Origin of the sequence: Streptomyces sp. RKAG293, from assembly GCF_023701745.1 — a bacterium.
In the GTDB taxonomy this organism is placed as follows: domain Bacteria; phylum Actinomycetota; class Actinomycetes; order Streptomycetales; family Streptomycetaceae; genus Actinacidiphila.
Genome location: NZ_JAJOZB010000001.1, coordinates 6,167,473 through 6,182,513 on the forward strand (window position 1 = coordinate 6,167,473; position 15,041 = coordinate 6,182,513).

The following is a 15,041-nucleotide window of genomic DNA, read 5'->3' on the forward strand; positions in this document are numbered from 1 at the left end:
CAATCCTATCGGGTTTGTTCCGCTCCGGAATATTCCTGGGGCGTCGTGGGTATGAAGCGGGGTCAGCGTTGGGCGAGCGCATAGGTGGCACGGGCGATCTCGAGCTCTTCGTCGGTGGGCACCACGGCCACCGCGACTCTGCTGGTGTCCGTGGAGATCAGCCGCGCGGCGTGGCCGCGGATGGCGTTGCGTACGGCGTCGACCTCGATGCCGAGGGTCTCCAGGCCCCGCAGGGCCGCTTCGCGCACCGCGGCGGAGTTCTCCCCGACCCCGGCGGTGAAGGCGATGGCGTCCACCCGGCCCAGTACGGCGGTGTACGCGCCGATGTATTTGCGCAGGCGGTGGATGTAGATGTCGAACGCCAGCCGGGCGGCTTTGTCGCCCTCGGCCATGCGGCGTCCGATCTCGCGCATGTCGTTGTCACCGCACAGGCCGAGCAAGCCACTGCGTTTGTTGAGCAGGGTGTCGATCTCGTCCACCGTCATTCCACCTACGCGCGCCAGGTGGAAGACTACCGCCGGGTCGAGATCGCCCGAACGGGTGCCCATGACCAGACCCTCCAGCGGCGTCAGCCCCATCGAGGTCTCCACGCAGCTTCCGCCCGCCACAGCGGAGGCGGAGGCGCCGTTCCCCAGATGCAGCACGATGACGTTGACCTGCGACGACTCCTTGCCGAGCAGGTCCGCGGCGGCGCGTGAGACGAACGCGTGCGAGGTGCCGTGGAAGCCGTAGCGGCGGATCTCGTACCGGTCCGCCGTCCCGGTGTCGATCGCGTACCGGGCGGCGTGCTCGGGGATCGTCGAGTGGAACGCGGTGTCGAAGACCGCGACCTGCGGCAGGTCGGGGCGCAGCTCGCGGGCGACCTTGATGCCGGTGATGTTCGCCGGGTTGTGCAGCGGGGCGAGCGGCACCAGCTTCTCGATCGCCGCGACGACCTCGTCGGTGATCAGCGTCGGCTCGGTGAAGCGGGTGCCGCCGTGCACGACGCGGTGGCCGACCGCCGCCAGCTCGGGGGAGTCCAGGCCGAGGCCCTGTCCGTCCAGCTCGGCGGCGATGATCCGCAGCGCGGCGTCGTGATCGGCGACCTCGCCCTCGCCGATCCGCTCGACCAGCCCGGCGGCGAGCCGGGCGTCCGTGCCGGGACCGGCCGCCATGTCCAGCAGCTGGTACTTGACGGAGGACGAGCCGGAATTGAGGACGAGCACGCGGGAGGGGCTGCCGGCCGGGCCGGCGGGGCTGCTCACTGGGTGTCTCCTTCGCCCTGCTGCCGCGCCGGGGATTCGCCCTGCGCCTGGATGGCCGTGATGGCGACCGTGTTCACGATGTCCTGGACCAGCGCACCGCGCGACAGGTCGTTGACCGGCTTGCGCAGGCCCTGCAGCACCGGGCCGACGGCGACCGCGCCGGCCGACCGCTGGACGGCCTTGTAGGTGTTGTTGCCCGTGTTGAGGTCGGGGAAGACCAGCACGGTGGCCTGGCCCGCCACCGCCGAGTCCGGCATCTTGGTGGCCGCGACCGACGGTTCGACGGCCGCGTCGTACTGGATCGGACCGTCGACGGCCAGGTCGGGGCGGCGCTCGCGGACCAGCTCGGTGGCCCTGCGGACCTTGTCGACGTCCGCGCCGGAGCCCGAGGTTCCGGTGGAGTACGACAGCATGGCGATCCGCGGCTGCACACCGAACTGGGCGGCGGTGGCCGCCGCCTGGATGGCGATGTCCGCCAGCTGCTCGGCGTCCGGGTCCGGGTTGACGGCGCAGTCGCCGTAGACGAGGACCTTGTCGGCCAGGCACATGAAGAACACCGAGCTGACGATCGCCGCGCCCGGCGCGGTCTTGATGATCTCGAAGGCCGGGCGGATGGTGGCGGCGGTGGAGTGGACCGCGCCCGACACCATGCCGTCGGCCAGGCCCTCCTGCACCATCAGGGTGCCGAAGTACGAGACGTCGGCGACGACGTCGTAGGCCAGCTCGTAGGAGACGCCCTTGTGGGCGCGCAGCTTCGCGTACTGCTCGGCGAACCGCTCCCGCAGCGGTGAGGTCTGCGGGTCGACGACGGTGACGCCCGCCTGGTCGAGGGAGATGCCCAGGTCGGCGGCCTTCTTGCGGACCGCGTCCTCGTCGCCGAGCAGGATCAGGTCGCACACCCCGCGCCGCAGCAGCACCTCGGCGGCGCGCAGGATGCGCTCCTCCGCGCCCTCCGGCAGCACGATGCGGCGGCGCCCGGAGCGGGCCCGTTCGATCAGGGTGTGCTCGAACATCATCGGGGTGACGCGCTCGCTGCGGGCGACCGACAGCCGCTGCGTCAACTCGGCGGTGTCCACATGGGTTTCGAACAGTCCGAGCGCGGTCTCCGCCTTGCGCGGGGTGCCCGCACCGAGCTTGCCGTCCAGCGCGAACAGCTCGGCCGCGGTGGGGAAGCTGCCGGCCGCGACCGCGATCACGGGGGTGCCGGGCGCGAGCCGCGCCGCCAGCGCCAGGATGTCCGGGCCCGGCCGCTCGTCGAGGGTGAGCAGCACGCCCGCGATCGGCGGGGCGCCGGCCGAGTGTGCGGCGAGCGAGCCGATGATGAGGTCGGCGCGGTCCCCGGGGGTGACCACCAGACAGCCGGGGGTCAGCGCGGGCAGGAAGGCCGGCAGCATCGCGCCGCCGAAGACGAAGTCCAGCGCGTCGCGGGAGAGCCCGGCGTCGTCGCCGAGCAGCACGTCGGCGCCGAGCGCCTCGACGATCTGCGCCACGGTGGGCGCCGACAGCGCGGGCTCCTCGGGGATGACGTAGACGGGCACCTCGGGCCGGCGGGCGAGCCGGCGGCCGGCCTCCTCCGCCTCTGCCGTGCCGACGCGGTTGGCGACCATGGCGATGACGTCGCAGCCGAGGTTGGTGTAGGCGAGGTAGGCGTTGCGGACCTCGGCGACCACCGATTCGGCCGTCTGGTCGATGCCGCCGATCACCGGCAGCACGGAGGCGCCGCATTCGTTGGCGAGCCGGGCGTTGATGCCCAGCTCCGCCGGAAGATTCGTTTCCGCGAAGTCGGAGCCGAGAATCAGCACCGCCTCGTACTCCCGGGCGACCTCGTGGAACCGTTCCACCAGCCGGGCGGTCAGCGCGTCGCGCCCCTGCTCGGCCTGGAGGGCCGCCGCCTCCGCGTACCCCATGCCGTAGACCGTGGACGGGTCCTGGGACAGCCGGTAGCGGCTGCGCAGCAGATCGAACAGCCGGTCGGGCCCGTCGTGCATCAGCGGCCGGAACACCCCCACCCGGTCGACCTGGCGGGTCAGGAGCTCCATCACCCCCAGCTCGACCACCTGGCGGCCGTCGCCGCGGCCGATCCCCGTTACATAGACGCTGCGCGTCACGCGCGTTCTCCGATCCATCGTCGCGCTGGGTTGCTGCTCATCGCTGCCGGCTCACCACTGCTTCCCGCCACTGCTCTCTTCGTGCCGCGCTCCGTTCCCGGTGCGGCCGCTCTCCACTTCGTACCTACTCCAAGACGCTAACGCGACGCTGGTGCCGTCGCTTGCCGGCACAGGGCCCGCCCGGAGGTGACCTTCGGCCCTCCCCAAGATGCCATTCGCCTGCTCACCAGCGAAAACACCGGGAGGAGACTGGAAAGGTCCAACAGCGGAACAGCTCCGGTGCACGACGGCTAGGGCTCCTTCCTGGCCGGTCCGACCGAGCGTACCGAGAAGGTCTGGCACCGGGTGCTGGGGACGCTCCCGCAGGAGGTCGCCCGCGGCCCAGCGGCGGCGAACCGCTGCTGCAGCCGGTCTTCACCGGTGAGGCTGCTGCACCGCTTCCGGCGCGAACTCGGCCTGCACACCTCCGGCTTCCTCGGCGGCCGGGCCCATGACGCGCTGCCGGCCGACACCGACCTCGTCCTGCTGGACATCAAGTCCTGGGAGCCGGCGCTGTACCGGGAGCCTGCCGAACGTCACCCGGGTGGACGCTTTGCCCTTCCACAAGCTCGGTGCGGGAAAGTACGTGGCGCTCGGCAGGAGGTTCCCGCCGGCCGCGGGGACGCGGGTGGTACGCATCTCCGCACAGTTCCCATAGGGTGAAATAAGGTGATGAGGGAGGAGTGTCGGTGGAGATCCTGGCGACCGGAGTGCAGAAGGACGAGCGGGCCCTGCTGGAGCGGGAATTCGCCGGCCGCTACCAGCTGCGGTGTCTGGAGACCTTCCTGACCATCGACACCGTGCCGCTCGCCGCAGGTTACGAGATCGTCAGCACCAGCGTGAACGCGCAGCTGGACGCCGACGTCCTGGAGGTGCTCGCCGAGGGCGGCACCAAGCTGATCGCCCAGCGGTCCACCGGATTCAACAACATCGACCTGGACGCGGCCGAACGCCTCGGCCTCACCGTCGCCCGCGTCGCGTACTACTCCCCGTACTCGGTGGCCGAATTCGCCTGGACGCTGGCCACCGCCCTCAACCGCCGGATCGTCCGCGCCGCCACCCGCACCCGCGACTTCGACTTCCGCCTCGACGGCCTGCTCGGCCGGGACTTCCGGGGCCGTACGGTCGGCGTCGTCGGCACCGGCAAGATCGGCGCGGCGTTCACGAGGATCGCGCACGGTTTCGGGATGAAGCTGCTGGGCTGGGACGTCGCGCCCGATCCAGCCTGTGTCGAGCTGGGCATGGAGTATGTCGAACTGGACGTGCTGCTCACCGAGTCCGACCTGATCTCCCTGCATGTACCGCTGCTTCCCGACACCCACCACCTCGTCGGCGCGCACGCGCTGGCCCGGATGAAGGACGACGCGATCCTCATCAACTCCAGCCGCGGCGGGCTCATCGACTCCGCGGCCCTGGTCGAGACGCTGCGAGCCGGCCGGCTCGACGGCGTGGGCCTGGACGTCTACGAGGAGGAGGCCGGCGTCTTCTTCTTCGACAAGTCGCTGGAGATCATGACGGACGACACGCTCGCCCGCCTGCTCACCTTCTCCAACGTCCTGATCACCTCGCACCAGGCGTACTACACCGTGGACGCGCTCGACCAGATCGTCGAGGCCACGGTCCGCAACGTCGACGACTTCCTGGCCGGCCGGGTCGGCGCCGGCACCCTGGTCCCGAAACACCCGGCGAGCCCGGCCCCCGCCCCGTGACACCCCAGGCCCCGAAACCATCCAGGAGAGACCAGCCCATGCGTATCGGAGTCCTCACCGCAGGCGGCGACTGCCCCGGCCTCAACGCCGTGATCCGATCGGTCGTGCACCGCGCGCTCACCGGGCACGGCGACGAGGTCATCGGCTTCGAGGACGGCTTCGTCGGGCTGCTCGAAGGCCGCTACCGGCCGCTCGGCCTCAACTCGGTCAGCGGCATCCTGGCCCGCGGCGGCACCATCCTCGGCTCCGCGCGCCTGGAGCGCGGCCGGCTGCGCGAGGCCGCGGACAACGCCGAGGAGCTGTGCCGCCAGTACGGCATCGACGCCCTCATCCCGATCGGCGGCGAGGGCACCCTGACCGCCGCGAAGATGCTGTCGGACGCCGGAATGCCGGTCGTCGGCGTGCCGAAGACCATCGACAACGACATCTCGGCCACCGACCGCACCTTCGGCTTCGACACCGCCGTCATGGTCGCCACCGAGGCCATCGACCGTTTGAAGACCACCGCCGAATCCCACCAGCGCGTCATGGTCGTCGAGGTGATGGGCCGGCACGCCGGCTGGATCGCCCTGGAGTCCGGCATGGCGGGCGGCGCGCACGGCATCTGCATCCCGGAGCGGCCGTTCGACCCCGCCGACCTGGTCGCGATGGTCGAGGAGCGCTTCGCCCGCGGCAAGAAGTTCGCCGTCATCTGCGTCGCCGAGGGCGCCCACCCCGCCGAGGGCACCATGGACTACGGCGTCGGCGAGGTCGACAAGTTCGGCCACGAGCGGTTCACCGGCATCGGGACCCGGCTCGCCGTCGAACTGGAGGAGCGCCTCGGCAAGGAGGCGCGTCCCGTCATCCTCGGCCACGTCCAGCGCGGTGGCGTCCCCACCGCCTACGACCGGGTGCTGGCCAACCGCTTCGGCTGGCACGCGGTCGAAGGCGTCCACAAGGGCGCCTTCGGGCACATGACCGCGCTGCGCGGCACCCAGATCGAGATGGTGCCGCTCGCGGACGCGGTGGTGGAACTGAAGCGGGTCCCGGACGAGCGGATGGACGAGGCCGAGTCGGTGTTCTGACCGGCCGGTCCTTGCACCCGCCCTCGGGGCCCATTCCAGGGCCGTGGTTCAGCCGATGCTGAGGACGATCTTCCCGGTGTGGTGGCCGTGCTCGCTGGCGCGGTGCGCCTCGGCGGCGTCCGCCAGCGGGTACGTGCGGGCGATGCGCACCTGCAGCGAACCCTCCGCGTGCAGGGCCAGCGCGTCGGCCAGCGCCGCCTCGGTACGGTCCTGGCCGGGGCCGCCGCCGGAGAAGCGCACCTGGTGAGCGGGGGCGTGCATCGCGTCGGCGATGGTCACCACCCGCTCGGGGCCGCCGGCCAGCTCCACCGAGACGCCCAGCACGTCCCGGCCCGCCGCGTCCAGGACGGCGTCGACGGGACCGTCGGACACGGCGCGGACCCGCTCGGCCAGGCCGTCGCCGTACGTGACGGGAACGGCGCCCAGCGAGCGCAGGTACTCGTGGTTCGCCTCGCTCGCCGTGCCGATGACGCGGACGCCGCGGGCCACCGCGAACTGCACCGCCAGTGTGCCGACGCCGCCGGCCGCGGCGTGGATCAGCAGTGTCTCGCCCGCTTTCACGTCCAGCAGTTCCAGGGTGCGCCAGGCGGTCTCGGCGGCGACGGGCAGTGCCGCGGCCTCCGCCCAGGACAGTGAGGCGGGCTTGACCGCCAGCCGGCCGGCGTCGACCACCAGCTGCTCGGCGTAGGCCCCGGCGACCGGACCGAAGACCTCGTCGCCGACCGCCAGGCCGGTGGCGCCCTCGCCGACCGCCTCCACAGTGCCTGACGCCTCCAGGCCGGGTACGTGCGGCAGTTCCACCGGGAAGACGGCGGACACCGCGCCGCTGCGGATCTTGCAGTCGAGCGGGTTCACTCCGGCGGCGTGCACGGTCAGCCGCACCTGGCCCGGTCCGGGAGCGGGCACCTCGATGTCGGTGGGCTGCAGGACGTCGGCGTCGCCGTACGCCGCGAACGCAATGGCCTTCGTCATGGGAACGCACTCCTCAAAGTGGTGGACCGAACCGTTCAGGACCGGTCTCGTCGTCGTGTTCTCAGCCTGGCCCGTGCGTCCCGGAAACCCGCCCCGCCTTTCGGACAGTCCCACCTGTCCGAAAGACCAGGCCGTTCCGGAGCCGTGCCCAGTACCGTTGACGCTATGGAATCCAGCGCCTGGAACGAACCGGAACACGCCCTGACCGTGGCCCTGGAAGTCGTCCGGGCCCCGCTCGGCCAGACGCTCCCGACCCTGTCCGCGGTACTGGACGGACTGATCCCGCACCGGGCCGCGGCGAAGCTGACCGGATACTGCGCGCACTACCCGATGAAGACCTCGGGTGCGGCCGAGGTCGCCGAGCGGATCACCAGCGCGGAATTGAGCCGGCTGGCCGGTGTCGTTCCGGTCGGCCGCCCCTGGCAGGGCGAGGCGGTCGTGGCGGGCGCCACCCGGCAGGTCTTCGCGGCGGCCTCCGCCGCCGCGGGCAGCAACGGGGCGCTGCTGGTCCTCGTCGACACCCCCGTGGAACCGCTGCCGGAGGCGGCCGCCGGGGTCGTCCAGCGGCTGTGGGACCTGGTCTGTGTCCATCTGGACCACCGGGCCGCCGACGCGCCGCCGGGGATGGCCGCCCGCTCCCGGGCCACGGCGAGCGAGCGGGCCAGGGTCATCGCCGAACTCGGCGAGGCCCAGGCCGCGGTCCTCTCCGGTCTGCTCGGCACCCTGCGCTCCAGGAACCTGGACGACGCCACCGCCCGCCGCACCGCCGCCGACCTGGCGGTCTCCGCGATGATCGAACTGCGCTCGGCGGCCGACCGCGAACAGGGCCTCAGCGAGGAGCCCGCCGACGCCGCGTTCGCCCGGATCGCCGCCGAACTCGACCCGCTGGTGCGCTACGGGCCGGTCCAACTCGACCTGCGCGCCCCGGACTCCGGGCGGACGCTGCCCGTCGACACCGCGCACGCCGCCCGCGCCGTGACCCGCGCGGTGGTGCTGGCGATGCTGGAGCAGGCGGAGCTGAGCCGGATCCACGTCGGCTGGCAGGTCGACGACGACATCCTGCGGGTCACCGTCCGCGACGACGGGCCCGGCTCGCTGGCCTCCGAGGCGCTCACCGTCCACCGGGTCACCGACCGGCTCAAGGCGCTCGGCGGCCGGCTGGTCCTCGACGCGGTCCCTGGCTGGGGCACCACCGTCACCGGCACCGTCCCGCTGGGACCGGTCACCGCCCCGGCCGCCCACCCGCTCGCCGCCCTGGGCACACGGGAGCTGGAAGTCCTCGAGCATCTCGTGCGGGGACACCGCAACCGGGCCATCGCCGAGGACCTGCACATCAGCGAGTCCACGGTGAAGTTCCACGTCGCGAACATCCTGAACAAGCTCGATGTCGACACCCGCGGCGAGGCCGCGGCGCTGGCCCGTTCCGCCGGGGACATTGCGGCCGCTTGACGGACGATTCCGCAGAAGTACCCCGAACGCGCCAAGTACTTGATCCGGCGGCCACCGGCGGTGCAGTCTGATCCATCCGACGACGGAGGCGGATGAAGGAAGGTGCCCCGCGTGGCGACGACGGCGGACGAGGCGCCCGGCTACGGCTCAGCCCACCGACCCGGCGACTGGCGGTGGACGCTGTTCTGCTGTCTGGCGGCCGCGGGTCTGCTCGGGGGCGTGCTGGGCGGCACTCTCTTCGAACTGACCGAGTACGGGCAGTACACCTATCTCGCCCTCGGGCCGATCGTCGGCGGTGTGCTCGGAGCGGTCTCGGGCGGTCTGGCCGGCGGGCTGCTGGCCTGTCTGCCGCCGCGCTGGGCGTTCGCCCCCGGGACGGCGCCGGCATCGGCCGCCGCGGTGGTGATCCTGCTGGAGCTGGGCACCGTCGACGCGTTCACCTCCGAGGGTGCCGTGGAGCAGTTCTTCTCCGGCGGCCCCGGGCTGCTGATGCTGCTCGTGCCCGCGCTGGCCGCGGCCGGTGTCGCGCACGCGGTGGCGCGCGGCTGCCGGCGGTTCGGCGGAGCGTTCTCCGGCACCGCGTGACCGCGCCCCGGGCGACAGCTCGGGGCTGCGGGCCGGGGCGCGGAATCCATGCGTGCGACAGGTGCGGTGTCGGCCGGCCTCAGCCGGTGTAGGCCGCGAGCGCCTTGGTGAAGTCCCAGTTGTTCTGGCTGATTCCGCTGCAGGCGTCCGCGTCGGTGCCGGAACCGCACTTGCGGTCGCGGTTGACGGCCCAGAAGCTGACGCGGGCCAGGTGGTGGCTGGTCGCGTAGGAGACCATCGACTTGAAGTTGGCGAGGGTGACCTTTTCGCCGGCGCTGTCGGTGATGCCGTTCATCGAGGAGAAGCCGACCTTGCGGTAGGCCGCGTCCGAGGAGAGCCCGTAGGCGCTGGCGACGGCGTTCTTCAGACCGTCGACCGCGGACTTGGTGGTGGCGGCCATGTCGACGGCGCCCTGGTCGTAGTCGAACGGCATGACCGCCCAGCCGTCGGCGTTCAACCCGGCCGCGGCGCCCTTCTTGATCAGGTCCTTGCCGTTGGAGTCGGGCCCCGTGGGGGTGGTGCCGAAGGTGAGGTAGACCTTCACGCCGCTGTTGTTGGTCTTGATGATCTTCAGGGCGTCCACGGTGCGCTTGCGGACCGTGGCGTTCTCGACCGCCGAGGCCTCGATGTCGATGTCGATGGACTTCAGCTGGTAGGCGTTGATCGCCTTCTGGTACGCGCCGGCCAGTGCGGAGGCCGAAGTGCACTTCTCTTCGAGCTTGTTGCCGCTCCAGCCGCCGAAGGAGATGGTGACGTCGCCGCCCGCGTTGCGGATCGCGTTGATCGTCGACGCGTCGGTGCCTCCGGTGAGCGCGCGGCTCCCGTCCCACTTGGGATTGCAGCCGCCGTCGGAGAGCATGAAGGCCATGGTGAACTGCTTGATGCCGGTGGCCGACATGACGGACGTCGCGGACGGCGGGGTGCCCCAGCCGAGGTACAGATACGGAGCCGCGATGCCGCTGGGGAGAGCGGCGGCGGCCTGCGGGGCGGCCTTCGCGGCGGTGGGGGTGGTGGCCTGCGCGGTCGCGCCGAGCGCGGACGCCGCGGCGAGCCCTACGGTCGCGGCCAGCGCGATGCGGCCGCGGCGGGAGTGCGGGAAGAAGAGCATGGGGGAGAACTCCTAGCGTGTACGGGAGTTGGCTCTGGGAACGCTGCGTGAACGCTAGTGGTCCCGCATGCCTGCGACAAGAGATTGGTTAGGAAAGTTTCCTATTGCCGCAGGAAGGGCAGCCGTTCAGCCGCTGCCACGGCCGTCCCGGCCGGGCCCCGGGCACCAGCGGTAGCTGAGTTCCGGCCGCCCCACCTGCCCGTACTGCGGGCTGCGCACCGCGCGCCCGGTGTCCACCAGATGCTCCAGATAGCGCCGGGCGGTGATCCGCGAGACACCGACGGCCGTGGCCGCCGCGTTCGCCGAGATCCCGCTCGCCGCCTCGCGCAACGCGGCCGTGACGGCCTCCAGCGTCGGGGCGCTGAGCCCCTTCGGCAGCACCGGTGCCTCCGGGCTGCGCAGCGCCGCCAGCGCCCGGTCCACCTCGTCCTGCCCCGAGGCCTCGCCCCCGGCCAGCTCGCGGCGGAACCGGGCCCACCGGTCGAGGCGGTCGCGCAGGCTGGGGAACGTGAACGGCTTGAGCAGGTACTGGACGACACCGGCGGACACCGCCTGCCGCACCACCCCGAGGTCGCGGGCGGACGTCACGGCGATCACGTCGGCGGTGTGACCGGCCGCCCGCATCGCCTGCACGACCTGCAGACCGTGGCCGTCCGGCAGATGGAGGTCGAGCAGCACCAGGTCCACCGGGTGCTGCCGGAAGAAGCGGAGCGCGTCCCCGCCGGAGTGCACCGTGCCGACGACCGTGAAGCCCGCCACCCGCTCGACGTACAGCCCGTGCGCCGCGGCGGCGATCGGATCGTCCTCGACCACCAGCACCCGGCTGGTGCCGGGACTGTGGACGGTCTTCTGTCCGGTGTGCGCGATGTCGCTCATGTCCGTGCCTCCCGCAGCAGCGGCATGCGGACGGTGAACACCGCGCCGCCCCGGTCGTCCTGCCCCAGTTCCACCGTGCCGCCGCCGCGCCGCGCCGCCTGCTCGACCAGCGCCAGCCCGAGCCCGCGCCCCTCGCTCTTCGTCGTCCAGCCGCGCTGGAACACCTCGCGCAGCACCTGGGGGTCCACGCCGCGCCCGGTGTCGGTGACCTTCAGCAGCAATTCGTTCCCTTCGGTCCTGGCGGTGACCGCGACCTTCGGGCGGCCGGCGCCCTCGACAGCGGCGTCCAGGGCATTGTCGACAAGATTGCCCAGGATTGTCACGAGGTCGCGCGCCGCGAATCCGTCGGGCAGGACGCCGTCGTCGATCCGGCTGTCCTCGGTGACGGTCAGCTCGACCCCGCGCTCGTTGGCCTCGGCCGCCTTGCCCAGCAGCAGCGCGGCGAGCACCGGTTCGCCGACGGCACCGACGACCTGGTCGGTGAGCGCCTGCGCCAGCTCCAGTTCGGCGGTGGCGAAGTCCACCGCCTCGTCCGCGCGGCCCAGTTCGATCAGCGAGACCACGGTGTGCAGCCGGTTGGAGGCCTCGTGCGCCTGGGAGCGCAGCGCCTCGGCGAAGCCCCGCACCGAGTCCAGCTCGCCGGTCAGCGCCTGCAGATCGGTGTGGTCCCGCAGGGTGACGACGGTGCCGCGGTGCTCCCCGCCGAGCACCGGCGAGGTGTTGACGACCACGACCCGCTCGGCGGTCAGATGCACCTCGTCGACGCGGGGCTCTGCCGCGAGCAGCGCGCCGGTGAGGGAGGCGGGCAGCCCCAGGCCGTCCACGTAGCCGCCGACGACCTCGCCGGTGAGGCCGAGCAGTTCGCGGGCCGCGTCGTTGCAGAGCAGCACCCGGCGGTCGGCGCCGAGCAGGATCAGCCCCTCGCGCACCGCGTGCAGCGTCGCCTGGTGGTAGTCGTACATCCGGCTCAGCTCGGTGGCGGCCATGCCGTGCGTGTGGCGGCGCAGCCGGGCGTTGGCCAGGTACGTGCCGAGGCCGCCGATCGCGAGCGCGGCGGCCGCGACGGCGAGCAGCACGGTCAGCTGGCCACGCACCTCATGGCTGATCGCGTCCACCTTGATGCCGACGCTGACCAGCGCGATGACCCGGCCGCCGGGCCCGTCGAGCACCGGGGCCACGACCCGCACCGACGGGCCGAGCGTGCCGGTGTACGTCTCGGTGAAGGTCTCGCCCCGCAGGGCGCGCGCGGTGTGGCCGAGGAACGGCTCGCCGATCCGCTTCGGGTCGGGGTGGGTCCAGCGGATGCCGTCCGGGGCCATGATCGTCACGAAGTCCACGCGCGCGTCCGCGACCACCCGCTGCGCGTACGGCTGGAGCACCGTGCTCGGATCGGTGCCGGGCGCCGCGAGGGCGGCCTGCCGGACGGTGGGGGAGTCGGCGATCGACACGGCCGCCGCCCGCACCCGGCCGTCCGCCGCGTCCTCGGCCCGGCTGTGCGCCTGGACGTAGGCCAGCACCGCGCACCCCGCGACGACGACGGCCACGATCACCACCTGCATGGCGAACAGCTGGCCGGCGAGGCTGCGGGGACGCGAGGGGCCGCGCCGGGATATCGGCATGCCCCACAGTGTGCACTCCGCGGCGCGAACTCAATGAACGCAAACGTGACCCCGGTCACGCGCACGCGCATAGTCACCGAAGCTACGCAGACCTCGGGAGGCAGACGTGACGACGCAGAGCCGCGACGTGACACCGCAGAACGCCAAGAAGGACCGCACGCACTATCTCTACCTGGCGGTGATCGCGGCGGTCGTCGCCGGGATCGTGCTGGGGCTGGCCGCACCCGGTGTGGCCAAGGAGTTCAAGCCGCTGGGCACCGGCTTCGTGAACCTGATCAAGATGATGATCTCGCCGATCATCTTCTGCACGATCGTGCTCGGCATCGGATCGGTGCGCAAGGCCGCCAAGGTCGGCGCCGTGGGCGGGCTCGCGCTCGGCTACTTCATGGTGATGTCGACGGTGGCGCTCGCCATCGGCCTGGTGGTCGGCAACGTACTGCACCCCGGCAGCACCCTGCACCTGACCTCGGCGGCGAAGGCGGCCGGGCACAAGCAGGCGGCCGGCAGCGAGGGGACCGTCGACTTCCTGCTCGGCATCATCCCCAAGACGATGGTGTCGTCCTTCACCGAGGGCCAGGTGCTGCAGACGCTGCTGGTCGCGCTGCTGGTCGGCTTCGCCGTGCAGGCGCTCGGAAAGGCCGGGGAGCCGGTGCTGCGGGGCATCGGGCACATCCAGCGGCTCGTCTTCCGGGTGCTGTCGATGATCATGTGGGCGGCGCCGGTGGGCGCGTTCGGCGCGATGGCGGCGGTGGTCGGCGAGACCGGCACGGACGCGCTGAAGTCGCTGGCCGTGATCATGATCGGCTTCTATCTCACCTGTGCGCTGTTCGTGATCGTGGTGCTCGGCACGCTGCTGCGGCTGGTCGCCGGAGTGAACCTCTTCGACCTGCTGAAGTACCTCGGCCGCGAGTTCCTGCTGATCCTGTCGACCTCGTCGTCCGAATCGGCCCTGCCGCGGCTGATCGCCAAGATGGAGCACCTGGGCGTCAGCCGCCCGGTGGTCGGCATCACCGTGCCGACCGGCTACTCGTTCAACCTCGACGGCACCGCCATCTATCTGACGATGTCCTCGCTGTTCATCGCCGAGGCGATGGGCGACCCGCTGTCGGTGAGCCAGCAGATCTCGCTGCTGCTGTTCATGATCATCGCCTCGAAGGGCGCGGCCGGTGTCACCGGCGCGGGCATCGCCACCCTGGCGGGCGGCCTGCAGTCGCACCAGCCCGCCCTGGTCGACGGGGTCGGGCTCATCATCGGCATCGACCGCTTCATGAGCGAGGCCCGCGCCCTCACCAACTTCGCGGGCAACGCCGTCGCGACCGTCCTCGTCGGCACCTGGACCAAGGAGTTCGACAAGGAACGCGCCGTCCGGGTCTTCGCCGGAGAGCTGCCCTTCGACGAGTCCACGCTGGTGGACGACCACGCCGACGCCGCCCCGAAGAAGGACGCGGACACGCCTGACCCGATGCCGGCCCCCAGGGACCGCGAGACCGTGCAGGCCGGCTAGCGGCTCGCGCGGGGCGGAGAGGTTCGTCCGGCTCGCGCGGGGCGGAGATCCAGACGACAGGCCCTAGGGGTTCTGCAGACCGGCCCAGAAGCGCTCGGTGACGGTGTCCAGGAAGGCCCGGCCGCCCGCGCCGCCCGACGCGGGCACGTCGTTGCCCCAGTTGAGGGTCGCGACCATCACGGACTGGTACTCCGAGTGCATGCCGCGCAGCACCGGTTCTATCCGGTGCCGGGGCAGCGGCACCAGGGCCGTGACGGGTTTGACGTACGCCTGCCAGCGGGTCGCCACGGCTTCCCGCAGCAGCGCGTCCAGCCGCTTGTCGCCGCCGGTGACCGTCAGGAGTTCCGGCAGCGACAGGCCGAGCACGTCGGCCAGCGCGGCGGTCTGCCGCTCGTTGCCGGTCCAGCGGCCCTGGACCTCCATGCGCTCGTAGTCGGAGATCGGCATGCCGACCGCCCGCGCCAGGTCGGAAGGGGCGATACCGCGGGCCCAGCGGTGTTCCAGCAGGGTCGTCGGCGTGCTCATGAGATCGGACGGGTCGCACCACAGGGCGCCGGCCAGAGCGGGCAGCTCGGAGGCGCGCGGCACGAGCTCACCGCGCTCCCAGGCGGCGATGGTCTCGGGCCTGACGGGGGTGCCGTAGGAGGTCCACATGGCATGGGCGATGTGGGAGTGGTTCATCCCGAGCTGGGCACGCAGCCGTCTGATCGCCGATGCGTCGAACGGCAGCCGGGGCGGATCAGAAGAGGGTCGGTGCACGGGGT

12 protein-coding genes and 1 pseudogene are annotated in these 15,041 nt (G+C 71.9%); 6 read left to right on the forward strand and 7 right to left on the reverse strand.

From position 1 onward, the window contains the following. Positions 1–62 precede the first annotated feature (62 nt). Positions 63–1,244 (reverse strand): acetate kinase, encoded by a 1,182-nt coding sequence (locus tag LNW72_RS27490; RefSeq protein ID WP_308402036.1) that lies wholly within the window; start codon positions 1,242–1,244, stop codon positions 63–65. Next, a complete protein-coding gene (pta, locus tag LNW72_RS27495; RefSeq protein WP_250977800.1) occupies positions 1,241–3,352 on the reverse strand; it encodes a phosphate acetyltransferase in 2,112 nt (703 codons plus the stop codon). The genes LNW72_RS27490 and pta overlap by 4 nt, the downstream gene beginning before the upstream one ends. 362 nt (positions 3,353–3,714) lie before the next feature. Here pta and LNW72_RS27500 point away from each other — a divergent pair. The 3 genes and pseudogenes from LNW72_RS27500 to LNW72_RS27510 form a co-directional block, all read left to right on the forward strand. Continuing rightward, positions 3,715–4,049, forward strand: a pseudogene (locus tag LNW72_RS27500) (pyruvate formate-lyase 1-activating enzyme); the annotation flags it as partial. Positions 4,050–4,080: 31 nt separating this feature from the next. Then, positions 4,081–5,100 (forward strand): 2-hydroxyacid dehydrogenase, encoded by a 1,020-nt coding sequence (locus tag LNW72_RS27505; protein ID WP_250977801.1) that lies wholly within the window; start codon positions 4,081–4,083, stop codon positions 5,098–5,100. A gap of 38 nt (positions 5,101–5,138) precedes the next feature. After that, positions 5,139–6,164 carry an ATP-dependent 6-phosphofructokinase gene (locus LNW72_RS27510; protein WP_250977802.1) on the forward strand — a complete coding sequence of 342 codons (1,026 nt, stop codon included), beginning with the start codon at positions 5,139–5,141 and terminating at the stop codon, positions 6,162–6,164. Positions 6,165–6,212: 48 nt separating this feature from the next. Here LNW72_RS27510 and LNW72_RS27515 read toward each other — a convergent pair whose 3' ends face one another. After that, on the reverse strand, positions 6,213–7,136 hold the full coding sequence (locus tag LNW72_RS27515; RefSeq protein WP_250977803.1) for an NADP-dependent oxidoreductase: 924 nt from the start codon (positions 7,134–7,136) through the stop codon (positions 6,213–6,215). Between the two features lie 165 nt (positions 7,137–7,301). Between LNW72_RS27515 and LNW72_RS27520 the strand changes: the two genes are divergently transcribed. Both LNW72_RS27520 and LNW72_RS27525 read left to right on the forward strand, forming a co-directional pair. Continuing rightward, a complete protein-coding gene (locus LNW72_RS27520; protein ID WP_250977804.1) occupies positions 7,302–8,585 on the forward strand; it encodes a LuxR C-terminal-related transcriptional regulator in 1,284 nt (427 codons plus the stop codon). 111 nt (positions 8,586–8,696) lie between these two features. Further along, complete coding sequence (locus LNW72_RS27525) at positions 8,697–9,170, forward strand: hypothetical protein (protein ID WP_250977805.1); 474 nt, start codon at positions 8,697–8,699, stop codon at positions 9,168–9,170. A gap of 79 nt (positions 9,171–9,249) precedes the next feature. Here LNW72_RS27525 and LNW72_RS27530 read toward each other — a convergent pair whose 3' ends face one another. From LNW72_RS27530 to LNW72_RS27540, 3 genes are all read right to left on the reverse strand, one after another. Next, positions 9,250–10,278: a chitinase gene (locus LNW72_RS27530; protein ID WP_250977806.1), complete on the reverse strand. Its 1,029-nt coding sequence runs from the start codon at positions 10,276–10,278 to the stop codon at positions 9,250–9,252. A gap of 126 nt (positions 10,279–10,404) precedes the next feature. Further along, positions 10,405–11,154, reverse strand: coding sequence for a response regulator (locus LNW72_RS27535; RefSeq protein WP_250977807.1), 750 nt, complete (start codon positions 11,152–11,154; stop codon positions 10,405–10,407). Then, a complete protein-coding gene (locus LNW72_RS27540; protein WP_250977808.1) occupies positions 11,151–12,773 on the reverse strand; it encodes a sensor histidine kinase in 1,623 nt (540 codons plus the stop codon). Before LNW72_RS27540 ends, LNW72_RS27535 begins: the two co-directional genes overlap by 4 nt. A 106-nt stretch (positions 12,774–12,879) precedes the next feature. Here LNW72_RS27540 and LNW72_RS27545 point away from each other — a divergent pair, with 106 nt between their 5' ends. After that, entirely contained in the window at positions 12,880–14,277 is a 1,398-nt protein-coding gene (locus LNW72_RS27545) for a cation:dicarboxylate symporter family transporter (RefSeq protein WP_374117336.1), read from the forward strand. Positions 14,278–14,340: 63 nt separating this feature from the next. On the opposite strand, the gene LNW72_RS27550 is transcribed toward LNW72_RS27545, so the two are convergent. Beyond that, positions 14,341–15,036 carry a helix-turn-helix transcriptional regulator gene (locus tag LNW72_RS27550; protein ID WP_250977809.1) on the reverse strand — a complete coding sequence of 232 codons (696 nt, stop codon included), beginning with the start codon at positions 15,034–15,036 and terminating at the stop codon, positions 14,341–14,343. Positions 15,037–15,041 lie beyond the last annotated feature (5 nt).

Bases quoted from the DNA above. Each gene is read 5' to 3' on its own strand.
- LNW72_RS27510 (WP_250977802.1), top strand. From the start codon at position 5,139: ATGCGTATCGGAGTCCTCACCGCAGGCGGCGACTGCCCCGGCCTCAAC.
- LNW72_RS27515 (WP_250977803.1), bottom strand. From the start codon at position 7,136: ATGACGAAGGCCATTGCGTTCGCGGCGTACGGCGACGCCGACGTCCTG.
- LNW72_RS27520 (WP_250977804.1), top strand. From the start codon at position 7,302: ATGGAATCCAGCGCCTGGAACGAACCGGAACACGCCCTGACCGTGGCC.
- LNW72_RS27530 (WP_250977806.1), bottom strand. From the start codon at position 10,278: ATGCTCTTCTTCCCGCACTCCCGCCGCGGCCGCATCGCGCTGGCCGCG.
- LNW72_RS27535 (WP_250977807.1), bottom strand. From the start codon at position 11,154: ATGAGCGACATCGCGCACACCGGACAGAAGACCGTCCACAGTCCCGGC.
- LNW72_RS27540 (WP_250977808.1), bottom strand. From the start codon at position 12,773: ATGCCGATATCCCGGCGCGGCCCCTCGCGTCCCCGCAGCCTCGCCGGC.